The 22,625-nt window shown below is 48.5% G+C and carries 19 protein-coding genes, 1 tRNA gene and 1 pseudogene; 15 read left to right on the forward strand and 6 right to left on the reverse strand.

The features are described from left to right. Window positions 1-495: 495 nt before the first annotated feature. The gene (locus tag H8L32_RS22940) at window positions 496-1,242 is read right to left on the reverse strand and encodes an SDR family oxidoreductase (protein ID WP_186949789.1); all 747 of its coding nucleotides are present in this window, start codon (window positions 1,240-1,242) and stop codon (window positions 496-498) included. 482 nt (window positions 1,243-1,724) lie between these two features. Between H8L32_RS22940 and H8L32_RS22945 the strand changes: the two genes are divergently transcribed. The 4 genes from H8L32_RS22945 (at window position 1,725) to H8L32_RS22960 (ending at window position 4,452) form a co-directional block, all read left to right on the forward strand. Further along, on the forward strand, window positions 1,725-2,042 hold the full coding sequence (locus H8L32_RS22945; protein ID WP_186949791.1) for a hypothetical protein: 318 nt from the start codon (window positions 1,725-1,727) through the stop codon (window positions 2,040-2,042). Between the two features lie 90 nt (window positions 2,043-2,132). Continuing rightward, window positions 2,133-2,462: a hypothetical protein gene (locus tag H8L32_RS22950; protein WP_186949793.1), complete on the forward strand. Its 330-nt coding sequence runs from the start codon at window positions 2,133-2,135 to the stop codon at window positions 2,460-2,462. Window positions 2,463-2,553: 91 nt separating this feature from the next. Further along, the gene (locus H8L32_RS22955; protein ID WP_186949795.1) at window positions 2,554-3,051 is read left to right on the forward strand and encodes a hypothetical protein; all 498 of its coding nucleotides are present in this window, start codon (window positions 2,554-2,556) and stop codon (window positions 3,049-3,051) included. 231 nt (window positions 3,052-3,282) lie between these two features. Continuing rightward, window positions 3,283-4,452 carry a hypothetical protein gene (locus H8L32_RS22960; protein WP_186949797.1) on the forward strand — a complete coding sequence of 390 codons (1,170 nt, stop codon included), beginning with the start codon at window positions 3,283-3,285 and terminating at the stop codon, window positions 4,450-4,452. A gap of 90 nt (window positions 4,453-4,542) precedes the next feature. Here the strand turns inward: H8L32_RS22960 and H8L32_RS22965 are convergent, their stop codons facing one another. Beyond that, window positions 4,543-6,453: an ATP-binding cassette domain-containing protein gene (locus tag H8L32_RS22965; RefSeq protein ID WP_186949799.1), complete on the reverse strand. Its 1,911-nt coding sequence runs from the start codon at window positions 6,451-6,453 to the stop codon at window positions 4,543-4,545. 165 nt (window positions 6,454-6,618) lie between these two features. Between H8L32_RS22965 and H8L32_RS22970 the strand changes: the two genes are divergently transcribed. Then, window positions 6,619-6,693, forward strand: a tRNA-Arg gene (locus H8L32_RS22970). Between the two features lie 209 nt (window positions 6,694-6,902). Beyond that, a pseudogene (locus tag H8L32_RS27885) lies at window positions 6,903-7,037 on the forward strand (IS256 family transposase); the annotation flags it as partial. Between the two features lie 126 nt (window positions 7,038-7,163). Here H8L32_RS27885 and H8L32_RS22975 read toward each other — a convergent pair. Further along, entirely contained in the window at window positions 7,164-10,628 is a 3,465-nt protein-coding gene (locus H8L32_RS22975; protein ID WP_186949801.1) for an NACHT domain-containing protein, read from the reverse strand. Between the two features lie 644 nt (window positions 10,629-11,272). On the opposite strand from H8L32_RS22975, the gene H8L32_RS22980 reads away from it, so the two are divergent. Together H8L32_RS22980 and H8L32_RS22985 are read left to right on the forward strand one after the other, a co-directional pair. Then, window positions 11,273-12,151 carry an autotransporter outer membrane beta-barrel domain-containing protein gene (locus H8L32_RS22980; protein WP_230412380.1) on the forward strand — a complete coding sequence of 293 codons (879 nt, stop codon included), beginning with the start codon at window positions 11,273-11,275 and terminating at the stop codon, window positions 12,149-12,151. Window positions 12,152-12,557: 406 nt separating this feature from the next. Next, window positions 12,558-13,097, forward strand: coding sequence for a cysteine hydrolase family protein (locus H8L32_RS22985; RefSeq protein ID WP_186949803.1), 540 nt, complete (start codon window positions 12,558-12,560; stop codon window positions 13,095-13,097). Between the two features lie 114 nt (window positions 13,098-13,211). On the opposite strand, the gene H8L32_RS22990 is transcribed toward H8L32_RS22985, so the two are convergent. Continuing rightward, window positions 13,212-13,829 (reverse strand): hypothetical protein, encoded by a 618-nt coding sequence (locus H8L32_RS22990; RefSeq protein ID WP_222619468.1) that lies wholly within the window; start codon window positions 13,827-13,829, stop codon window positions 13,212-13,214. 337 nt (window positions 13,830-14,166) lie between these two features. On the opposite strand from H8L32_RS22990, the gene H8L32_RS22995 reads away from it, so the two are divergent. Together H8L32_RS22995 and H8L32_RS23000 are read left to right on the forward strand one after the other, a co-directional pair. Continuing rightward, window positions 14,167-14,949, forward strand: a complete 783-nt coding sequence (locus tag H8L32_RS22995; protein WP_186949807.1) for a hypothetical protein — start codon at window positions 14,167-14,169, stop codon at window positions 14,947-14,949. A 313-nt stretch (window positions 14,950-15,262) separates the two neighbouring features. After that, complete coding sequence (locus H8L32_RS23000; RefSeq protein ID WP_186949809.1) at window positions 15,263-15,733, forward strand: hypothetical protein; 471 nt, start codon at window positions 15,263-15,265, stop codon at window positions 15,731-15,733. Between the two features lie 125 nt (window positions 15,734-15,858). Here H8L32_RS23000 and H8L32_RS23005 read toward each other — a convergent pair whose 3' ends face one another. Both H8L32_RS23005 and H8L32_RS23010 read right to left on the reverse strand, forming a co-directional pair. Next, complete coding sequence (locus H8L32_RS23005; RefSeq protein ID WP_186949811.1) at window positions 15,859-17,781, reverse strand: tetratricopeptide repeat protein; 1,923 nt, start codon at window positions 17,779-17,781, stop codon at window positions 15,859-15,861. Between the two features lie 2 nt (window positions 17,782-17,783). Beyond that, window positions 17,784-18,281, reverse strand: a complete 498-nt coding sequence (locus H8L32_RS23010) for a hypothetical protein (RefSeq protein WP_186949813.1) — start codon at window positions 18,279-18,281, stop codon at window positions 17,784-17,786. 367 nt (window positions 18,282-18,648) lie between these two features. Here H8L32_RS23010 and H8L32_RS23015 point away from each other — a divergent pair, with 367 nt between their 5' ends. The 5 genes from H8L32_RS23015 (at window position 18,649) to H8L32_RS23035 (ending at window position 22,623) form a co-directional block, all read left to right on the forward strand. Beyond that, window positions 18,649-19,224 carry a hypothetical protein gene (locus H8L32_RS23015; RefSeq protein ID WP_186949815.1) on the forward strand — a complete coding sequence of 192 codons (576 nt, stop codon included), beginning with the start codon at window positions 18,649-18,651 and terminating at the stop codon, window positions 19,222-19,224. Window positions 19,225-20,200: 976 nt separating this feature from the next. After that, on the forward strand, window positions 20,201-20,338 hold the full coding sequence (locus H8L32_RS23020; RefSeq protein WP_186949817.1) for a hypothetical protein: 138 nt from the start codon (window positions 20,201-20,203) through the stop codon (window positions 20,336-20,338). After that, window positions 20,335-20,742 (forward strand): phage tail terminator-like protein, encoded by a 408-nt coding sequence (locus H8L32_RS23025; protein WP_186949819.1) that lies wholly within the window; start codon window positions 20,335-20,337, stop codon window positions 20,740-20,742. Before H8L32_RS23020 ends, H8L32_RS23025 begins: the two co-directional genes overlap by 4 nt. Window positions 20,743-20,840: 98 nt before the next feature. Further along, entirely contained in the window at window positions 20,841-22,058 is a 1,218-nt protein-coding gene (locus tag H8L32_RS23030) for a phage tail tube protein (protein ID WP_186949822.1), read from the forward strand. A 139-nt stretch (window positions 22,059-22,197) separates the two neighbouring features. Further along, window positions 22,198-22,623, forward strand: coding sequence for a hypothetical protein (locus tag H8L32_RS23035; protein WP_186949824.1), 426 nt, complete (start codon window positions 22,198-22,200; stop codon window positions 22,621-22,623). Window positions 22,624-22,625: the final 2 nt, after the last annotated feature.

Here is a 22,625-nt window from a genome sequence, read left to right on the forward strand (position 1 = left end):
CGACTTCATTGAAGCCTCATTACCCAGCGACAAAAAATAGCTTGAATGCAATATGTCGCTTTGTAACAGAGGCCGATTATTAACATTGTTTAACAATATGTCAAAAACAATAAGCCGTTGCTCTTTGGTAAATATTCTCTATTTTTTACCTTGATTTTTACGAAAAACTGGTTCTTTATAGACAAAAAGGTAAAGTCACATAACTAAAAAGAAATGATTGCGCCCAACAAAGTCGTTGCGAAAGTGCAACAATGCTGGTGGGAATGTTGAATTGGGAGGAAGTTGAAAACGCGATTTAGAGCGTTGAGAAAAGCCGGAGAAAGGTGTAAGAAACAGGCTGGACCCTGGCGTTAAGGCGTGCACAGGGCAGTGATTGGGTGGGATTTTTTTGGGCAATACAGTGACCACGCCATCCAATAGCTTGCCACCATTTATTCTTTTACCCGCAAAGAAAGCAGTTGTGCCTATCCTTGCGGGCAGGCTGCGTGCGCTTATCTATCGCCCGCCCGATACATCCACAAAGCTGCCGGTGATGAAAGACGCGCCATCGCCCAGCAAAAAGACGATGGCTGCTGCCACTTCGTCTGGCGTACCACCGCGTAGCATGGGGACGCCGCTTTTCAGTCTTTCGACCCGGTTGGGTTCACCGCCATCGGCATGCATGGTTGTGGTGATCAGGCCAGGGCGCACGCAGTTGACACGTATGCCTTCGCCAGCCACTTCTACTGACAAACCCGTGGTCAGCGTGTCGATGGCTCCTTTGGTGGTGGCATAATCGATGTATTCATTCGCTGAACCCAGGCGTGCGGCGGCTGACGATACATTGACGATGGCACCACCAGTACCGCCATGCCTGCGAGACATGCGCCTGACAGCTTCACGGCAGCATAAAAAATAGCTGGTCACATTGGTGCTGAGCAGACGATTGATGCGTTCTGCCGTCAAGTCTTCCAGCCGGCATTGCTGCATCAGTATGCCGGCATTATTGACCAATGCGTCGAGCTTGCCCAGTTGCTGGTCCAGTTCGGCAAACAGGCGCACTACGTCTGCTTCTAGCGCCACATCTGCCTGTATGGCAATGGCGGTGCCGCCTTCTGCACGGATGTCTTGTACCACCTGCTGTGCAGCGTCGTGGTTGTGCAGATAGTTGACGCAGACCGCATACCCGGCAGCCGCCAGTTGCTGTGCCGTGGCAGCACCAATACCGCGACTGCCGCCAGTGACCAGCGCGACTTTTTTCATGGTTCGTCCTTTCTCGTTTTATACGTCAGACCGCACATGGCGTATGTTGGCAATATCTCATGCAGAGATCATAACCGGGATGAGAATTTTTCACCGAAGCGGGGTGTATTCCGTAGGGTGCGCCGCGCGCACCATGTGCATAAAACAAAGAGCAATTGCAATTGCCGGAAGGGGGAACGGTGCGCGTGGCGGACCCCACGGGGCAGGATTTTTTCTGCGCGCCTGGTCCTTTTCGTACCCTAAAAAAACAAACGACACCGTGCACAATGCAGGTGTCGTTTTTAATGTTCCTACGCGCGTAACGCATGAGCATGTAATCCGGTTGACAGGGCGGGTGCCGTTTAGAACAACAACACTAAGCTGCATGTACTGTGGTTTTTTGCGTCAACGCAGATGTGTCGGCTGGCGTTTTTGGCTTACGTAGGCTGACTACGCTAAGCAAAATAAAGCAAACCAACCCAAATACGAATAGGAAAATTATCATGAACAAACTGATCACCGCCCTCATCGCTTCCACCGTTCTGATGGGTAGCGCATTTGCACAAACACCAGCCAGCGCGACTGCAAAACCTGCTGCCGCAGCCGCTGCAGCCAGCGTCGCCAAACCTGCCCCGGCAGCCAAAGTAACCGCAGCTTCTGCATCAGCAACTGCATCGACACCAGCAGCGCCAGCAGCAGAAACCAAACCAGCAGCGGACAAAGCAGCGAAGCATGAAAAACATGTCAAGCACGCTAAAAAAGAAGTGAAAAAAGATGAAGCAAAACCAGCATCTGCTTCTGCACCAGCCGCTTCGAAATAAATCGTCACAAGCAATAAACAGTTACCCCGGCAGCAAATGCTGCCGGTAAAAAAAGTAAATTAAATCGCTCACATAATTGAAGGAATAAACATGAACAAGCTCATTACCGCCCTGATCGCTTCTACCGTTCTGATGGGTAGTGCATTTGCACAGACACCAGCCAGCGCATCTGCCAGCGCGACTGCAAAACCTGCTTCCGCAACCGCTGCTGCCAGCGTCGCCAAATCTGCCCCGGCAGCCAAAGTGACTGCAGCTTCTGCATCAGCAACTGCATCGACACCAGCAACGCCAGCAGCAGAAACCAAACCAGCAGCGGAAAAAACAGCGAAGCATGAAAAACATGTCAAGCACGCTAAAAAAGAAGTGAAAAAAGATGAAGCAAAACCAGCATCTGCTTCTGCACCAGCCGCTTCGAAATAAATCGTCACCAGCAATAAACAGTTACCCCCGGCAACACATGCTGCCGGTAAAAAAAGTAAATTAAATCGCTCACATAATTGAAGGAATAAACATGAACAAGCTCATTACCGCCCTGATCGCTTCTACCGTTCTGATGGGTAGCGCATTTGCACAAACACCTGCAACGGCAACCGCAGCCGCAGCCGCCAAAGTGACTACGCCTGCCGTTGTTGCGACAACAGCCATTGCGCCAGCAACCACCACTGCTCCAACGAAAGCGGTAACGACAACTGCCATGGCATCTACCGGTACGGCCGGCGCTGCGACAGCCGCTGCCCCTGCTACACCAGAAGTCAAGACAGTGGCGACAGACAAGGCAGTGGTTCCGCATGAAAAACATGCCAAACATGCAGTTCATGAAAAACTGGCCAAGAGCAAGACCGATGTCAAAACAGAAGTGAAGGCCGAAGCCAAGCCCGAAGTCAAAACTGACGTCAAAACTGATGTCAAAACTGATGTCAAAGCCGACGTGAAAGCCGAAGTTAAAACTGATACCAAAGTAGCAGCCGTAAGCACCACAGCCAAGGCCGTGACACCAGCAGCAAAATAAGTCTTGCGACGCATAAGCGCGAGATTAATTTGGCAAGTTGAGTGCTGCAAGATGTGTTTAAGAAACGACGCGCAATCATTAGCGATTGCGCGTCGTTTTTCCTTATCGGGACATATTTCTTGATAGAATGCCAGCGCACCCTGGCGGGACGTTCTGTTTGTACCATGCGACACCACGTCAGATGTGTTCGTATTCATGGCATATGTTTCCCCATCTTTCGGAGTGAGTGTAATGGCTTTGCGTTCTGTAAAAGCGGCGATTCTGTTTTTTGCATCCGGCTTTGTGCTACATGCATCAGCCATAACACAGCCTGATGCAGAACAATTGCAAGCTTATTTGCATAAGCAGGTGGATACTGAAAACAGTTATTTCATTGTGCCGATACTGCCTACTGAAAACTCCAACAGACTGGCGCACAGGATGCTGGACAACCTGTGGAAGGATGCGGCATATCGCGACAACATGCGCAACTGGCTGACCAAAAATCAGGCCAGCGTGATGGAAGATTTGCTGGGCGAATGGCAAAAGCATTACCACACCGCTTTCACAGAAAGCCTGGACCTGCTTGACGATGACACCATCAAACTGCTATGGCGACTGCACCGGACCAATGCCATGGCTACCATGGACCGCCAACTGTGCCGTACGCGAACAGAGGCGCAGGTTGCCGACATCATCAGGGGCGAGGCGGACAAGCTCATCGCCGCACAGGAAGACAAACTGGCCGTGGCATTGCCCAGGGCACTGACACGCGAATTTGCGCGCCAGAATTCTCCACGTGCAGGTGAAAGACCCGATTCCAATTTTATCGCCAAGGTGGCCATCAAGACCTTCGGCGCTGTCGCCAAGGAATGGCCGGAAGAAGATAAAAAGCGTATCGAAGGCCGCTTTTCTTATGGCGATAATTCAGGCACCCCACAAGAACTGTGCGAGGCTATCTGGGTAACCAGCAATGCCATCTACGACAGTAAAATCGAAAAATCAGACGCAATGCTGTCTGCCAATATACTCAGACTGAGCGTCGTCAAATCAGCTTACAAAAAAACACTCGCGCAAGCGGATGCCCCCGGTGGTGCGAGACAACCCGCAGTGCAGGGTTTTACGCCAGGCAAGGCACTTATTTACTACCCAAAAATATTCGACAACAAGAACCTGAACGGCTCAAGCACCTACAAGATAGCAATTGATGACAAAGGCAAAGTCACCCAGGTGACCCAGATTGCCGGCAGCATCAAACCACCGTCACTCACCAGTGTGGATGGCACGGTTTTTTCAACCGAGGCCATGTTGCTGCGCATTGTTGAACATTATTTCCGCAGTGGTTCTTTCGTGCCCAAGGTGGTTGACGGCAAGCCTGCTGCTTATGCCATCAGTCTGGGATTTACCTGGAGCTGGGATTAACATGTGTTGTGGCTGACAGTATAAAAAAACGACGCCGCGCAGTAAGCGGGCGTCGTTTCTTTATGTCAGGGTGATGTCGTCTGAACTAAATCAGCCTTTGCTTCTTGCTTCTATCACTTCCCATTTTTCCAGTGCTTCCAGCAATTGCTCGTCAATCTCAGCATGGCGTGCATTCAATTGATTAGCCTGGTCCGGGCCGTTTTTATACAGATTGGCATCGGCCAGTTTTTCAGTAATCGATGCCTGCTCGGCTTCCAGTGCAGCAATCAATTTGGGTAATTCTTCCAGTTCGCGCTGTTCTTTGTAGCTGAGTTTTTTCGGCTTGGCGGCTGCCGGTGCACTCATGCTTGATACGGCTGCCACGGCTGGTTTTTGTTCTGACTTGCTGACTTTGACCGCTGGCACCGTGCTGCGATAGCGTTCCCAATCGGTATAGCCACCAATAAATTCGCGCCACTGGCCTTCGCCTTCAGCAACGATAACCTGCGTCACCACATTGTCGAGGAAGGTACGGTCATGGCTGACCAGGAAGACGGTGCCAGTATATTCTTCCAGCAATTCTTCCAGCAATTCCAGCGTATCGATGTCCAGATCATTGGTCGGTTCATCCAGCACCAGCACGTTAGCCGGTTTGGCAAACAGGCGTGCCAGCAACAGACGATTACGTTCACCACCAGACAGCGATTTAACCGGGGAGCGTGCACGTTCAGGCGCAAACAAAAAGTCGCCCAGGTAAGACATCACATGCTTGCGCTGGCCATTCACTTCTACCCAGTCACTACCTGGCGCAATGGTGTCTGCCAGGCTGGCTTCTTCGTTCAGTTGCGCACGCATCTGGTCAAAGTAAGCGATCTGCAATTTGCTGCCTTGCTTGATGGTGCCGCTGTCCGGCTCATCTTGCCCCAAAATCAGTTTGAGCAGGGTGGTTTTACCGGCACCGTTCTGACCGATCAGGCCGACCTTGTCACCACGTAAAATAATGCTTGAGAAATCATCGATAATGATCTTCTCGCCAAAGCGCTTGCTGACGTTTTCCAGTTCTGCCACGATCTTGCCTGAGCGTTCGCCAGAGCCTACATCCAGCTTGACCTGGCCTTGCTGTTCACGACGGGCGCTGCGTTGCAGACGCAACTGTTCCAGGCGCTTGACACGGCCTTCATCGCGCACACGACGGGCTTTGACGCCTTTGCGTATCCAGATTTCTTCCTGCGCCAGAAACTTGTCGAACTTGGCGTTTTCTACTTCTTCATTTTCCAGCAAATCTGCCTTGCGCGTCTGGTAAGTCGTAAAGTTGCCAGGGAAAGAAGTCAGCTTGCCACGATCGAGTTCAATGATGCGGGTGGCAACGTTATCCAAAAAGCTGCGGTCATGGGTGATGAACAGCACGCTGCCTTTAAAGTCTTTCAGCAAACCCTCCAGCCATTGTATGGATGAAAAATCCAGATGGTTGGTTGGTTCATCCAGCAGCAAGACATCAGGCGCACTGACCAGCGCACAGGCCAGCGCCACACGCTTTTTCATACCGCCCGACAGCGTACCCATGATGGCGTCTTTGGACAGGTTCAGCTTGTCCAGCGTGGTTTCGACCTTGTTACCCAGACTCCAGGCATCAGCCGCATCCAGTTGTACCTGGATGTCATGCATGCGTTCCATCAGGGCATCATCATTGTCGCCGCCAAACTGGCCAGTCAGCGCCTCATATTCCTGCAACAGGGCAGGCAACTCACCCAGGCCAGACGCCACCGCATCAAACACGCTAAGGGTCTGGTCGAACTGCGGTTCTTGCTCAACATACGCAATCTTGATGCCTTGCTGCATCACCAGCAGCCCATCATCAATTTTGGATGTGCGGGCAATAATTTTCAGCAACGATGATTTGCCGGTGCCATTACGCCCGATCAGACCAACACGCTCGCCTGCCTCTATGGAAAACTCTGCATGATCAAGCAGAGCAACGTGACCGAATGCCAATTGGGCATCGCTTAATGAGATAACTGCCATAAAACCCTGTGGAACCGGCATCAGAAAGATGCGCGGACATAATTAGAGAAAAGCAGTATTGTACGCTAGGGCGGCACTTAAACTCACCTGCTTAATTGATTGTTGCGCCCGGCTCAGGTAAGATGGCGGGCTGATTGAGAAATGCACAAGCATTTCTCACCGTGTCTCGCCGTAGTTCAATGGATAGAACGTATGCCTCCTAAGCGTAAGATACAGGTTCGATTCCTGTCGGCGGGACCAGGGCACTAAATCCCATATCCTAAAAAAATCAACATAATCCGAATGAAATCAAAGGGTTAGCGTTGAATATTCAAGAATATCAAAACTACAAAAAAATTGTTTTCTGTTAGCCTTTACGAAAAATTTACGAACATGGCTAGCTTCAAAAAGGCAGTGAACGCTTGGCGCGTCCAAATTGCTACCAAAGGTGGACTTTCGTGGAAAAGCTGGCACTTAACAGCGTCATTCGATCCGTCACCAAACGCAGAAAACTGTTTCCCAATGTTGCCTCTGCTATGAAGACGGTGTGCCTGGCGATACAGCGGGCAGCAAAGAAATGGACCATGCCGACACAACACTGGTGACAGGCGCTCAACCGCTTTGATATAGAATTTGGTGAGTGTATCAACGCTCACCAATAGTTCCGAGAGAACTTACATAGATATTTTTACAGGCTGCAATTTACCGATCCTATCTTTAGTTTAGTGATTTCAAATCCCCCCCCTGCTTTTTATTTTAGTTTTGGAAATATTTTGTTTCTTGCCGCGATTTGCCTGTCGAAGTAGATCTTCCTTTTGCGGCCATCCCGCTTGCGTAAGCACCTCCGTAATCTGCGGGTTGCCTGACGAAATTAACATCGCAAGCTCCTTTTCCTGCACGGCATTCTGGTTAATACTAACCGCGCGGGCCAATAGCGCGAATTGGAGCAGCGGGTTCGATAGAACTGAGGAGGCGTCAATTATGTCTTTCATAGGTGATTCCTCGCCACTTCCGTATCCACCGCGGAACCAAACCCAGATATCAAAAAGTATAAGCCATGCTGCTGCTTCGACGTCAGAAGAGTTGAGAGTAGTCCCTTTGAGGCGAGAAACTAGCTGGCTCCACTCAGAACGATCAAAATATCTCTTCAACGCGTTAGGCAATGATGTTGATAATGTTGCACGAAGAGCTTCACGCCAATGCCCTATTGGATCGAGAGGAGTGTAACTTTGCAAAGAGTCAACAAAATAATTAGAAAACAAAGTTGAAGAACGGAGCATAGGCCAAAATGCTTCCGAAGCCGAATCGATTTTTTGCAAAAGTGTCTTACGAATTAATTGTAATTCGGAGAACTGCTCTTGAGGCCGATGCGAATTATTAAGATTGATTAACGACTTATTTATCCCCAATTGAGTGCTTCGCCGAGCTAATTCACTGTACACGATCCTACCTTGCTCTTGACGCGAGGTCTTACTTTGCTTTGATGTTGAGTTAGCGTCAATCCACGATAAGAATATCCCAAAAAACGAATCGCTCTGACGTTTTTCTTGACCACTAGACTCTTGAGTAAGTGCGTTAAACATCGCCTTTTTTATCATAGGATGCAAGTCGACTACAGATGCCGCTAATAAGGCCAGATTTAACCCATGATCATGGTGAGGTCCGTATGCCGGCACGCTCAACAACATAATTTCACGTGCAAGCAAATGCCGACTAGCATCTTCATTATTTAACAAAATAGAAGCACACATTCCAAGTGCTGCCGCACCATTAGTATCTGTTCTGTGTAGAGCCCACATGGAATGTACGATATTAAACTCTTCTATGGATGGTCCACTCATAGGGTTACCTGAACAAAAAATTAGCGAATTCAGTACATTTGACAGCGGCTCTGGCCATTCACCTGAAACCAAATCGGCTTGTTCCGGCGTCAACGATGGCAATCCGACAGTCGGCCGGATAAGGCTCAGAATAAGTCGATTTTTCGAGGACAAATCGTAGAAAAAGTCATTAAAAATACGAAGCGATAAATCGAAATTCGCCGAGTCCTTTGCCACCCAATTAAGTAAGGCACTTTCAATAATGCGAATGTCTTCGCTTTCCGTAAGCGAGATTAGCCGTTTGACCGTTTTTCGAATAATATCTGTAGCGCGATCCTCTGCGGGTTCAATAGCATCACGGAGTAGTCCAATCAGAAGTAGAATCGTATCGCGGTCTTCCACTAAAGTGTCTTTTTCCAAAAGTTTATCGATAAAGAACTTTTGACCGACGGTAGATTTTAGGCTGGCAACAAGTAGTCGAACTACTTCTCTCCACCTGGGATTCTGCAAGTCCCCGCCCAATTCGTCCCATATTGTCTGAGCGCCGCCTATTTCACCAAACGCAGCAAGGTATGTCGCACTTAAATATTCTTGAAAGGTGAGATGGATAAAACTGTATAGTCCATCACCAGCTTCAATTAACAGTCCAGCAGAATTATTAATAAACTCTAAAAAAATCTCCGCTTGGTCTTCAGCAGGAGGATCTGATTCTTTGATTTTTTCATTTTCGGCAATATAGCTCTTGATAAAAGAAATTAATTCGTTTCTTTGAACAACAGCGCGTCCCTCATTGCCTAGACTTTTCTTGTGCATCCAATACGCGATAGCTTCAATCCGCAGTCGATTTCGCCGTTCAACTCGCCCTTTGACAATTTCCTCATCATGCCGCTTAGCCTTGTACCACGTGTTTAGCAATGTTTCGGTACACTTTTGATAAAGTACCACCCGTTGATCTGGAAGTACTGCGTCGATCCGATGCACGAGCGCCACAATAGTTAGCAGCAAGGGATTACTGGCGAGGGCGCGAATGGAATCATTGTCAGGATGACTAATCACGCGGATCAAATCATCGGAGTTTCGAACCCTTTCACTTCGATCATCAATTCGCACTGAATACCAATCGGATATGAAGTTCTTAATTTCGGAAATACGAAGCTTCGCAACTCGGCAGTGTTCATATGTCTCATCGAAGCGAATTTCGGCCTCGTAGCCGATGAGACGCGACGTGATAATTACAGTATTTTCTGGATAATTCGTAGTAAACGATTCGACTCTCTGACGAATTGTTGATTTAAAACCTACTCCAGGCAACTCATCAAGGCCATCGAACAATACAATTGCCTGTCCGCTCTCGATGTAGAAATCGTAGAATCCCCGATCTAACGATGGCATATTAAAATCCGCCTTCGCCACCTCCAAAATATAATCTTGGAGCGAGAGATTTTTTCTCTGTTTTAACTCATCCGCGTATCGACGCAGTGTTATTACGATTGTCAGGCGATTGTCCTCGGAAAATGCGCAGCGTGATTGCAACGCTTTACTTGTACCTACCAATGCCAAAAAAGCTAACAAAGTGGACTTCCCTGATCCAGGGTCACCCAATATCACCGTTTTTGCCCCAGCGGATAGAAATTTTGTAGGATTTAATCTGGGTGTTTCATCAACTTCAAGCCCAGAGCGCTCTGGCACGACCGATAAGGGAATATAGATATCCTCCAGGGAAATTCTTCGTGAAGTTTCTTCTTTGTAAACGGACATTCCGACAAATTCAATCCTTCCATATTTGCACCGCATGTTTTCATCATATTGACTCCTTAGTTCCTGGATGCTTTTTCTACGAATATCCCCGGAAGGAACCAGTGATGGGTAATAGAATAGGCACAAAGAAGGAGTTTCAAGAAACATTGCCTGAAGTTTGCTATGTCCTATATGCTCAATTTCTACTTTGTCTCTATAGGCATCACGCAAATCGGCGAACCATTCCACATCTCCGCCGCCCTCGCGACGCCCAGAATTTTTCAAGTCGTCGGGTGTTACAAGGACCCACTTCGTCAATCGCAGCCGCTTTGAACGAGTTAATGCATTGTCAAGCGAAGCTCGAATTTGTTTTCGGTGCCCGTCACTTAACGGAGATGGGAAAAATTTATACTGATATCCTGTAGCGTCCTTTGACTTTGCCTTCCTTGAATAGCCATCAAGACCCTCATAATCGCCTGATGCGTCATCAAATAGATCGAATTCTAGTCCATGTCTTTTAGCGTCCTTGAAAAGGAGTAGCCCGACCACACGTCCGAATTCTTTACCTCCTTCAGTACCGGCAGCAAGAATTTGACTAAGTGGTGGGACTGCGGGAAGTCGGTCGGCAACTATTGTCATAGGGCATTTATTTTGAAATAAGATGTTTTTAGGATAGCAGAGGACATTGTAATTTAGCAAATAATTCGGATTTCTATGTTGCTCCACTTAATGCAGAACCGCGCCTCTTTAGTTTAATCTCGTTGCGTAGATCCACAACAAATGGGCGGAAGTGGTCTAGCCTTCGCTACATCCTCTGCTTCAACTAGATTGTAGACTTTCACGACCATGTCGATCAGCGCAAATCGCACTGTGCTGGCTGCAAGCAATATTTAAAAATTTGCAAACTGGGCGCGTGGCAAAGCGCAAAATGGAGAGATCACAAGCATTAGTGCAAAGTTTTCTACATTGCAAATTTCCATGTTAAATTCATATTTTTCCATGATCGACACTTCAGGTATCAACCCACACCATGACTACCGCTCTGCTTATTATTGATGTCCAGCAGGCCCTGTGTTACGGCGACTATGCGGCCTTTGAATCAACGCAGGTGATTGAGTGCACCTACGCAGGCTGCTACAGAGACAACTCGCCTTGTAGGATTTGCCTGACGTAGTTTTAAGAGAACGGCTAATTTACTCCCCACTGGCCGATTGTTATTCTTCATCTAATCGAGATCGGTTTCAAATAATCTGCCAACGCTGCTCACTTTTTTGGAGACTGCCATGTCTGCGTCATTTCTGGAAATTTCCCGTCAATCTGGATTGTCCAGACAAGTTGCCCGGCTTTTCAAGACGGCAGCAGGTGGGACGCTATTGATGGCGGTGGCTAATACCGCCATGGCGGCAGAGATGTCTCCTGCGCTTGATCGCATGAGTATCTCTATTGGTGCGCTGAATGTGGATTCCAATGTGCAACTGGGTGTCAACACATCCGCCGGACGGGCGGATACACCAGACTACAATGCGGATCGTTATACGATTCCCAGAATCAGGGCAGATTTTCTGCTTGGTCATAGCCAGGGGATATCCCTTGATTATTATCGTTACGACAGATCCTATTCATCAAACCTGATTGGTAACACCACTGTGAATGGGCAGGCAGTGTCCGGCACGGCCAATCTGGCTGCCAAGCTGCGGCTGGAGCTGGGGCAGGCCGCCTACAAGTGGTGGATAGGCAGCGGTGACGATGTGTTTGGGCTTGGCCTGGGTGCAGCATTTTATCGGGCATCAATAGATGGCACGGTTTCCGGTACGGTTTCGGCCGCTATTCCGGGTGCGGCTGGCAGTATGTCGGCGAGCGAGTCAAATTCTGTCAGCCGTAGTACTGTCGCACCCTTGCTTGAACTGGGGTGGCGCCATGCGTTTTCACCATCAACACGTTTCTTTGTAGAAGCGTCGGGCATTAAAAAGAACGGTGGAAACATTAACGGCCACATTTATACCGGCACGGTTGGCGCCGAATGGTTTCCTTTGGAAAATGTGGGTCTGGTGGTGGATTATGGCGTATCGAAAATCAGTCTGGAACGCGAAACCAGCAATGGTATTGCCCGACTGAGTACGCGCTTGCAGGGGCCATCGGCGTATGTGAAAGTGCGCTTCTGATTTTCAGGGCGATTTCTGGTCGTTATTTCTTGTTCCTGCGTCCTTATTCATGATATGGCGTAGCAATTGGCATCACACGATGCCGACTGGTGTGCGGACTATCAAAACGGACTGCACGTCGCTGTATCACATACCGCTTAAATTAGCGCCTCAACTATGGATTTGTCAGGTTTTGGACTGTTTTGGACCAGGTTTATCTTCAGGCTCAAATGCTTACCGGTGTCAAGGCTGTAGATAGCATGGAAGCAAGGTGATTTATAAGGCTGTTAAAAATCTGCTCCCATCTTGGCGGCCGAGGACTCGGCTTCGGCCTTATAACTGCCAATTAATTTGCTGCGTTGCGCCGCCATTTTCATGTTAAATTAATATTTTTCCATGAATGCCACTTCAGGCACCAACGCTCACCATGACTACCGCTCTACTTATCATTGATGTCCAGCAGGCCCTGTGTTACGGCGACTATGCGGCCTTTGAATCAACGCAGGTGATAGAACGCATTAATGCTGTCAGCAGCAAGGCTCGCCAGGCTGGGGCACCGGTCGTGCTGATCCAGCATGAAGAGGACGAGGGGCCGCTGGTATACGGCACGGATGGCTGGAAGCTTGCCGCCGGGCTGGATGTCCAGCCCACTGACATCTTCGTGCGCAAGAAGGCGACGGATTCGTTTCACAATACAAATCTGCAAGACATCCTGCAAGCGCATGGGGTGACAGATCTGGTGATCTGTGGATTGCAGAGTGAGTTTTGCGTGGACACGACCACGCGCAGGGCACTTGCGCTTGGATATCCCGTGACGCTTGTTTCGGATGCCCATTCAACCATGGACAATAGCGTGTTGTCGGCTGCACAGATTACTGCCCACCACAATGAGACGCTGTCGAATATCTCCAGCTTTGGCTCTCGCGTGGTTGCAGTTCCATCGGGCGATGTGAAGATTGAAGGGTGAAGCTTCCGGTTCCAGTTGATGTACTTGCGGCCTGTTTAGATTCGCATTTCTCGATGACAAGTAGATTGACGATGCCACTTTTGAGACTTTAGTCAAACTGGACCTTGGAAGTGTTTAATATTTTGGTGGCCCGCGCCTGATCAGTTCGACCAAATTTGGATTTGATTTTTCAATGTTCATTTGGTCGGTTTGCAAAATAGCAGGCAATTTTTTGCAAATCGTATTAATTGTGGCTTTGTCCTTCCCCAGCAATTGTTTGCGCACACGTTCCTTGCCCTGATCCATCTCGTTCTGCACTTGCGGCCACGTTCCTGCGGCAGCTTTGGCACTTCTTGGGTCCAGGTGAGACCAATATTCAGGAAGTCCATTGTATTGAACGTTCATTTCATCAATGAATGCCTTATATTTTTGATGCCAATTATTCAGAGCAATTTGATTGTCATCCTTTGTTTCTGGAAAACTTTCCGTGCAGAGCTCAACAATCCAGTCACTCGATTTAGTTTTAAAAATAATAGCACCAAGATCATGAAAATAATCCCCTGATGACGCTGGCGTATTTTGGGCATTAACTTGAATGCTCAGACAACAACAGGCAGATATAAGAATCAAATTCTTTTTATACAAAGTGGCTCTCCAACGGTGTAGGCGCAAGGCAGGGGCAGATTTAGCAATTATATAGTTCCAAGCTTGCGGGCGATTTCGTTCATCGTCAACGCTATGGAGCATGTCCAAGGTATCAGATAGATCATAAAATCCCGGTCAAATGTGATGGAGTTGATCTACCATTGAACATAAAGAAAAAATCTAAAAGAGAATCAAGCTAAATCAACAGAAAATATACATGAGCCGTCAAGAGGCAGTGTTATATTTTTAATCAGGATGATGTTAAGGTGGTTTTTCTTGTAAATCGGTTTTAGGTAATGCAGAGTAGTAAATAAGAAAGCGAAAAAGCGAAAATTTACTTAAGGGACGATCGCTATCAATCCAATTTGTTAGCCCAAGAAGCATGTTGCAAGTAATGGCTATTTGCTGTTGAATTAAATAACAAAAAAACACAAGGAAAAGTGCAATGCAGGGCAAGATACTTGAGTATAGAGAAGCTTTCCAAACTGGACTCATCCGGAGTGTGGATGGCGACAGATACCATTTTAATGGTGACGACTGCAAGTCATTGATTAAGCCACGTACAGGGGCCGAAGTGGATTTTGAAACAAGCGGCGATAAAGCGATTGAAATTTATGTATTGACGAAAGATATTACGCAAGAGGTCAAAAATGTAACTTCATTAGCAGTGCAAGCTACATCATCCACATATAAAGCAATAATTGGTGTAATTAAAAAAACAATTCCTTGGCTTATAGGGGTTATCGTTGTCTGGAGTATTGGCTACTACTATACCCAAGTCGTAGTACCTGAGACAAGGCGTGAGAACGAACAAAGAGAAGCGCAAATAGCAAAAGAATTGCGAGATCGTGTTAACACGCAACTTGATGGCATGTTAAAAGAAGCGATGACGATTTGTGAAGCCAAGGATTATGAAAACGCCATTTTAAAATTTGAAGAAATTATCAAATTAGATTGTACTGGTTATAGTTCATGCACACCGCACGGGGCGCAGAAGATGGCGAGTTGCTATATTCAAATGAATAAACCACTCAAAGCATTGAGCTTGCTCAATAATCCTGATGTTCACAATGATGAACTGTCTGAGTTGAACATTCCGGTTCAAAATAGGGCATCACTTTATGTGACCACTGCAATTGCGTATAGCAGGCTTAAGGAAAAAGAAATCGCGTATTTCTATGCAATGAGGGCCTGTAAGTATGGGGATTGTTCCCTCGTAGAAAAGTAATTCATTACTGAATGCATGCCGAATTTAGTGGAAGTCGAGCACAAGGTAGGGGCAGGTTTAGCAATTATATAGTTCCAGGCTTGCGGGCGATTACACCCTGCCAGTCGCCACACATACTATTTAAGGTGTTAATGTCTGCTTTTATTTGATTTGAGTTCTGCATAAGCTGCAATGTAAATCTACACGGAAGTTGGCTATACCGCAGGCAAACCCGACGATGGCAAATATTCAGTGTAGTTCAGTGTAGCTGTCAATCGTCGCTTTCTTCGTCATTGCTGTGACGATTGCAATTGAATAATTTACCGGGGACGCAATGTATTTTTGGAAAATCGATCTGTTGAAGGCGCAACTGATAGCCAAAGGGCTGACTGAAAATCAGACGTATTTATACACGCTGGCATATATCGTTTTCACTACCTTCATGGTGGAGCTGATGCGTTATAGCCCTGATACAGTATTTAATGAATGGACGCATTTTTCGTCGACGATGAATGTTCTTATTCCTGTTGCGGGGACGATGATGGCGTTTCGTGCCAATGGCGGTGCGTCGGGTGTTCAATTTTTGCCGCGTTACTTGAGTATTTCTATGGTGGCGTCGCTACGTTTTATGGTTTTGGTGATCATACCGTTGATTATGACGATAGCGACCTTAAATCCTGAAAGCGCGTTGTCGGGGTCGCCGTTTGATCTACTGTTTTCTGCTTGCGATGCCTTGTTGTTCTTCTTTATCGTCAAGCATATGCGTGAGGTGGCGACTGCACGGCCAGGTGCGGACAGTCGCTGAAGCCTGAAGAGGCATGGCAACGCTGTATTGTTGTAGCCCCTTGCTACATTCGCGTAGTTTTTTCTACGTCTTTTACATCACTGACAGAACGATAAAGTCTATTCAAAGAGGGCCGCAAAATTTTTCTATGGCGCCTTGGCCTGATTACCTAGTTGCGCTTTGGCATCCGTCAGATTGGCAAGCAATGTTTTTGTGGATGGATGTTCCGGGCCGTAATTGACGTTGGAATTGAGTGCGTTATAGGCCAGTTCAAAATAGGAGATGGCTTTGGCGTATTCTCCCAGTGCTGTCCATGCCGACCCCAGGTTATTGCGATCTATCGCTACGTTCGGGTGTGTGCTTCCAAAGACGTTGAGGTCACTTGCCAGGGTGAGTTCAAAGAGGTCGATGGCCTTGCGGTATTCGCCTGATGCTTGCCATGCTGCCCCGAGGTTGTTGCGTTTTATTGCTACGTCGGGGTGCGCTTCACCATAGGTTTTGATGTCACTGGCCAGGGCCAGTTCATAATAGGTGATGGCTTTGCTGTATTCATTCAATGCTTTCCAGGCACCGGCCAGATTACTGCGGTCTGTTGCCACGTTCGGGTGGGCTTCTCCAAAGGTTTTCAGATCACTGGCCAGGGCCAGTTCAAAGAGGTCAATGGCCTTGCGGTATTCACCTAATGCAGACCATGCCGTACCCAGGTTATTACGCCTTATCGCGACATCAGGGTGCGCTTCGCCATAGGTGGCAAGGTCGCTGGCCAGGGCTTGTTCAAACAGGGCAATGGCCTTGCGGTATTCGCCCAAAGAGTTCCATGCTGCGCCTAAATTATTGCGTTCTGTCGCCAACACCGGGTGGTCGTCGCCATAGGTCACGATGTCACTGGCCAGGGCCAGTTCATAGTAGGTGATTGCCATGCGATATTCACTTAATGCATCCCACACCAGGCCCAGGTTGTTGTGCTTGATCGCTACGCTTGGGTGGATTTTTCCATAGATCTTGATGTCGCTGGCCAGGGCCAGTTCAAAAAAACTGATCGCATGGTAGTGCTCTCCCAGGGCTTCCCACACCAGAGCCAGGTTGTTGCGGTCTGTCGCCACGTTCGGGTGGTCATCGCCATAGGTTTGGATGTCGCTGGCCAGGGCCAGTTCATAGTAGGTGATGGCCTTGCGATATTCCCCTAATGAGTACCAGGCACCGCCGAGGTTATTGCGGTCTATCGCTACATCCGGGTGCGTTTCGCCATAGGTTTTGATGTCGCTGGCCAGTGCTTGTTCATAGTAGGTGATGGATTTGCGATATTCGCCCAGCATGTAGCATGCTGTTCCCAGGTTGTTGTGATCTCTGGCGACGTCGGGGTGGGTTTCGCCATAGGTTTTCAGGTCAACGGCAAGGGCCTGTTCGTGTAATTTTTTTGCGTCTGAATAATCACCCAGGGTATGGGCATTGTTGCCGGCGGCTGAAAGATACAAGGCATTGCCAGGGTCCAGATAAATCGCTTTTTTGTAGTTGGTGTCGGCGTCGAGGTATTCCAGGTCATGGCGTTGCAACTCAGCCAGTTGGTAGGCTGTCTCAGCGGCGGTGTCGTCGTCTTGCTCTTGTTTTTGCTTTAATAATTCTTTTGCTTTGGGAAGATCAAAGCGTTTGCGTGCTGCCTGAATTTGTTTGGTGAGCGTGTTTTTTTCATCGAGAAAGGCGATGCGTTTATTCAGTTTTTCTAATTCCTGCACCAGGTTTTTTGCGTATTCCCAGCCTTTGACTAATTTTTCCTGATCGGATACATGGCGTTTTTCTTGCGTATTGATGGTGTCGAGATTTTTTTGGATTTGTGCTTCCAGATTCTTGACCTTGATGTCGTAGTCGTTGATCTTTAATTCGTCCTGGGGGTCACCAAAGACGCTGACAATACCATTATTGACGGCAATCTGAAGAGTGCCGCCGACCACATTGATGGTGCCTATGTTGGTTGCCACCTGGATGCAATCGTCACTCTGGCAGCTTTGTTCAATTGCCTGCGCATTCGCAGAAAAGAGCAGGAAAAAGCACAGTAGTGCAAATACTTTCATGGTTATTTGTTGGCCGCCGGCTGGCTGGCTGCTGATGAACCATCCGTTGCCTGCCCCTTAGTTGCCTGAGCCGTAGTTGCCTGACTCTCAGTCGCCTGACTTGCAGCAGGCTGGCTTGCAGATGCGCGATTGATATTCAGCGTGCCCTGGTTAACCCCAATCTGGGTTCCATTGTTGCCGCTGTTGGTTTGAATGACAGGCAGATCTTTTTGTGTGCCAGGGGCCGCAGGCGTCACCAAAAAGACGGTGGCAAACACGGCCAAAGCACCACCAGCGCGTAATTTGAATTTATCGATACCACCTTCCACATAAAGAAACCCGGCCAATATGCCACCGACACCTGCAGCAGCCAGGGCCAGCACGATCTTGAAGGTGTCATATTGCGTGGGTGTGGGGTTGGGTATGAACACGTTCAGCACCAACAGGGTGATCACGAATGCGACACCAAAGATAAATCCGGCGACTTTTTCCCACGGCATTGGTTTTACTTTACGCGTCATGTTTTTGCTCAAGAGTAATGTTGGTGTTGTTGATAGGGGAGGCAATGTTGACAAAAACAGGCCCCGATCATAGTGTATTGTATTTAAATTATGCCATTGTTGTAATGGCGCTGGTGGCAATAGAATAACTATATTTTTATACAGTGTTGTAATGTGGGTTTTACTGTTGGGGATTTCAGACTATCCGTCTCAACACGGGCGCAAGTGTGTTGTCTGGATGTGCGGGACGTGTGGATATTGGGGATGGCAACCCGGAAAATTGTCTTTCTGGCCCTGCTCGGTTATGCTGCCAGCAGTAAAAACTGTAGAACGCAGTGCATCCATGTAAGCGGGACGCATTTCTTCTCGATTTAGCGGAAATTTGCCGATGATAGAATATTCTTTGGGTACCTTGCCGTTTCGCGACGGTGTTGTTTTTCTGTTTCCCAATCACCTGTGCTGCAATTGCGGCAAGACCACCGACCTGACGACCATAGCGCAAGATACCAGGCGCACCACCTACATGGTCGGAGCAGGGACTGAGATCACGTTCAAGCTGCCTTTGCCTTTCTGCAAGGATTGCGCACCGACGGCAACCCGCCGCCCGAAAAGCCTTTTGAACTGGTCGCTGATATTTATTGGTACGTTTGCGGCATCGGCATTGGCGCTGATCATCATTGGCGACATGGTCTTGAACAGCGCACTGATCGCTCGTTACCTGGTGCCGTTTGCTTTGGCCCTGGCGGCCCTGGCCTGTGCCGGCATGGTGGCGCTGACGCGGCCCAAAGGCAAGCAGACCAGTTATTTCCAGCCTGTGCGCATACCGCGTCTGAAGCAGGAGTTTGTCTCTGGCGCGGTGACTGCCATAGGGTTTTCTTTTAGCAACCTGGCTTATGCCAAGGCCTTTGCCCTGGTCAACCGTGAATCGATTGCAAAAAAACTGGTGACGCTGGAAGCTGTTTAAGACTTCATCATAAGACTTCATCAGCATCGCAACATTCGTGCAGGCATGTTGCACATATGCTTACTTCTGTTGGATAGCTGTTCAACTGATGTTGAACAGCGACTGAACTGATGTCCTGCTAAAAAGCGACAGGTGTTTTACAACCGCCTGATTTTGTTGCAGCAGATTAGGGTGGTGTACCAACATCAATGCAAGCAGCGGGCAACAGATGAGCAATAAGCGTGCAGCAGAGCTGCAACGATGATTTAACTGGGTGGCTATTCTGCTGCCACGCGGCTGGCAACAGAATTGATCATGTAGTGCACGCCTGTTCAATGTCGCAGGAACATATGAACATGGGCTGCACAAGTCTTCTTGAACAACTGAACTATCAATGCGGCACGCAAGGTGCTTAACTGTTGGTCGTTCGTTCAACATGCTTATGTACAAATCGTGCGCAGATCGTGAACAGCTTATATAAAGCTGTTCACCGGATTAACGGGTGTGGCACACATGATGGATTTCTGTCGCAGCTGTGTTCAACTAACCAATAACCAATAACCGTAAACCAGTAAACCAAAAACCAGTAAACCTGGCGCGCGCAAAAAAAGGTGACAAGTTCGACATCCTCAAAAAAATCAACGCGGCGAACGCTGCTTAGCTCCGGAATTTGTCGTGGTTTTTTATTTCCTCATAGGAAAAAAATTCATTTCTTGAACGAGAAAATAAAATCTGGCTAAATGCTTGACGACCGATTTTGTCCGGCTTACTATGTAAATGTATACACGTAATAGCTGCGTCTGAAGCCAGTGCAAGATGAATTTTCAGTCGTATTTTGGTATCGCAGCAGCCGTAAAAATCAAGCCATAAAAATTTCACCAAGCCCCTGATCGAAAGATCCGGGGCTTTTTGTTTTTTCCATCACACACCGCAGCCTTTGCAAGGCGCGGACAGCACGCAAAACCGCGTGTTTTTCCACATCGAAATGGGGGAATTTATGAAACATCTGAAGAATTTGAAGGATTTGACTATCAGCAAACCCTGTCCTGCAAGTCCTGTTGCCACGGCTGCGATAGCCATCACAGCAGCCACCGCAGGCCAATCCCTGGCCGTATTGACGATGGTGCAGTCATGAGTATCGTTAAAATTCGCGCTGCGCTGGAAACGGCGCTGACGGCAACTGATCCCAGCTTTGCCACTGCCCGTGAAAATGCCGCCTTCACACCGGTGGCTGGCACGCCCTATCAGCGGATTTCATTGCAACTGGCAGCGCCTGATAATGCTGTCATGAGCAGTAGCTCCTATCGTGATCAGGGCATATTCCAGGTTAGCCTGATGTATCCCTTGCAGAGTGGCGTTGCTGCTGCTGAAGCACGTATTGACAGCATCCGCAATGCCTTCAAGCGCGGTGCCAGCTTTGTTGAATCTGATCACATCATCACTATCGACAAAACCCCGGAAGTTGCCCAGGGTGTGGTCGATGTTGACCGCTGGATGATTCCAGTGAAAATCCGGTTTTATTCAAACCTGATGACGTAAGCGAGAGCAATCTCCAACACCTGCCAGTAGACGAATGGTTCGTCCACTGGTTTTTTTATGCCCGCATCACGCGGGCTTTTCTTTTTCAAGAGGAATTTATGCCTACAATTGCACAAGGTATCAACAAGAAAATCGCATTCAAACGTCAAACTGGCGTTGGTGTAGCTGCATCAGTAACAGGCGCCCAATATCTGCGTCGCAAGCAATCGGTATTCACGCTGAAACGTGATACCTACAATACCGCCGACGAAATCGCCAGCCATCAACAACTGATTTCCGAACGTCAGGGCGTGCAAATGGTCGAAGGTAAATTGTCTGGTTTCCTGGCACCAGGCGCCTATTCTGACTGGTTGGCTGCATTGCTGCGTCGTGATTTTTCTGCTGGTGCATCCGCTACTGCCGTGTCGATTACGGTTGCCGGTTCTGGCCCTTACACATTGACACGCGCTGCCGGTTCTTATCTGGCTGATGGCTTCAAGATCGGTGACGTGATTCGCCTGTCTGTCGGCTCTTTGAACGTTGCCAATCTGAACAAAAACTTCCTGATCACCGGCCTGACAGCCACTGTTGCCACCGGCATCCCGCTGAACGGCGTGGCACTGGTTGCCGAAGGCCCGGTCACTGGCTGCACCGTGTCTGTACAAGGTAAAAAAACCTTCACACCGACATCTGGCCAAACCAACGTGTACTACACGGTGGAAGAATGGGCGAATGACGTATCCATTTCCGAACTGTCCAAAGACGTCAAGGTCGGTCAGGTTGCACTGAAGCTGCCAGGTAGCGGCAATGCCGAGGTTGATTTCACACTGGTGGGCCTGGATCAAACCACAGGCGCTACACAATACTTCACGACACCAACGGTAGAAACTTCTGCCAATGTCTTGTCCACAGCGACAGGTGCACTGATCTTGAATGGCGTACAAAACGGTATCGTCACCAACATCGACCTGACCATCAACGGCCAGGAAACACCAATGGACGGCGTCGTCGGTACCAATTTGCGTCCGGATATTTTCCGTAAAAAATTCATGGTGTCCGGTTCTTTCTCTGCCATGCTGGCAGATTCCACCATCGATGCCATGTTCCGCAATGAAGCAGAAACGACACTGGTCGTCGCCCTGACTTCTGACCGCACCGGTAACGCTGACTTCGTATCCCTGGTATTGCCACGCCTGAAAATCAAATCGTCCACGACTGACGACGGTGAAAAAGGTATCGTCGGTACCTACGAATTTACAGCCCTGTACAACTTCGCTGGCGGTGCAGGCGCTAATTCTGAACAAACCACCATGTCCATCCAGGACACGCTGGCCTAAGCTGATCAAGTTTCAGCGACTAGCAATACCCGTCTTGTAAAAGCAATTCAGCCTGCGGGCTGTGTCTTTCGGCCCACCTCAGACGTGGGCTTTTTTTCGTCCATGCCGGACATTTCAATCAAATCAAAAAGGTAAAACCATGACACAAGCATTCTTCAATATCGACACTCTGGTCAACGATGATCTGGCCGTAGCAGACGTGCCTGTCGTCTTCAATGAAGACGCAGAACCTATCGCCGGCTTTAAAGTTGTCGGTAAAAACTCTGCCCGTTATCAGGAAGCACAACGCGCCATCGAAATTCTGTCCATCAAACGTGCTGTCATCAAAAAACAGCAAATCGATGCCAAGACCGATGAAGGCGCAGGCCAGTTCGTTGATATCAACAAAGAAAACCAGATCCGGCTGGCAACTGCCGCCGTGGTCAGCATCTATGGTTTCCGCTCTGGCGATACCGATTTGAAAGCAACGCCTGAAGTGCTGGCAAACCTGTTCAACAAGCGTCCAACCTGGTTGGCCAAGGTGATCACCGCGATTGAGGCAGAAACCGGTTTTTTGCCAGCCTGATA

Source organism: Undibacterium hunanense, assembly GCF_014284335.1.
GTDB lineage: Bacteria > Pseudomonadota > Gammaproteobacteria > Burkholderiales > Burkholderiaceae_D > Undibacterium > Undibacterium hunanense.

Bases quoted from the DNA above. Each gene is read 5' to 3' on its own strand.
- H8L32_RS22940 (WP_186949789.1), bottom strand. From the start codon at position 1,242: ATGAAAAAAGTCGCGCTGGTCACTGGCGGCAGTCGCGGTATTGGTGCT.
- H8L32_RS23030 (WP_186949822.1), top strand. From the start codon at position 20,841: ATGCCTACAATTGCACAAGGTATCAACAAGAAAATCGCATTCAAACGT.
- H8L32_RS22980 (WP_230412380.1), top strand. From the start codon at position 11,273: ATGTCTGCGTCATTTCTGGAAATTTCCCGTCAATCTGGATTGTCCAGA.
- H8L32_RS22975 (WP_186949801.1), bottom strand. From the start codon at position 10,628: ATGACAATAGTTGCCGACCGACTTCCCGCAGTCCCACCACTTAGTCAA.
- H8L32_RS22945 (WP_186949791.1), top strand. From the start codon at position 1,725: ATGAACAAACTGATCACCGCCCTCATCGCTTCCACCGTTCTGATGGGT.
- H8L32_RS23035 (WP_186949824.1), top strand. From the start codon at position 22,198: ATGACACAAGCATTCTTCAATATCGACACTCTGGTCAACGATGATCTG.
- H8L32_RS22955 (WP_186949795.1), top strand. From the start codon at position 2,554: ATGAACAAGCTCATTACCGCCCTGATCGCTTCTACCGTTCTGATGGGT.
- H8L32_RS22960 (WP_186949797.1), top strand. From the start codon at position 3,283: ATGGCTTTGCGTTCTGTAAAAGCGGCGATTCTGTTTTTTGCATCCGGC.
- H8L32_RS22950 (WP_186949793.1), top strand. From the start codon at position 2,133: ATGAACAAGCTCATTACCGCCCTGATCGCTTCTACCGTTCTGATGGGT.
- H8L32_RS22995 (WP_186949807.1), top strand. From the start codon at position 14,167: ATGCAGGGCAAGATACTTGAGTATAGAGAAGCTTTCCAAACTGGACTC.
- H8L32_RS23025 (WP_186949819.1), top strand. From the start codon at position 20,335: ATGAGTATCGTTAAAATTCGCGCTGCGCTGGAAACGGCGCTGACGGCA.
- H8L32_RS22965 (WP_186949799.1), bottom strand. From the start codon at position 6,453: ATGGCAGTTATCTCATTAAGCGATGCCCAATTGGCATTCGGTCACGTT.
- H8L32_RS23020 (WP_186949817.1), top strand. From the start codon at position 20,201: ATGAAACATCTGAAGAATTTGAAGGATTTGACTATCAGCAAACCCTGT.
- H8L32_RS22985 (WP_186949803.1), top strand. From the start codon at position 12,558: ATGACTACCGCTCTACTTATCATTGATGTCCAGCAGGCCCTGTGTTAC.
- H8L32_RS23000 (WP_186949809.1), top strand. From the start codon at position 15,263: ATGTATTTTTGGAAAATCGATCTGTTGAAGGCGCAACTGATAGCCAAA.
- H8L32_RS23005 (WP_186949811.1), bottom strand. From the start codon at position 17,781: ATGAAAGTATTTGCACTACTGTGCTTTTTCCTGCTCTTTTCTGCGAAT.
- H8L32_RS23010 (WP_186949813.1), bottom strand. From the start codon at position 18,281: ATGACGCGTAAAGTAAAACCAATGCCGTGGGAAAAAGTCGCCGGATTT.
- H8L32_RS23015 (WP_186949815.1), top strand. From the start codon at position 18,649: ATGATAGAATATTCTTTGGGTACCTTGCCGTTTCGCGACGGTGTTGTT.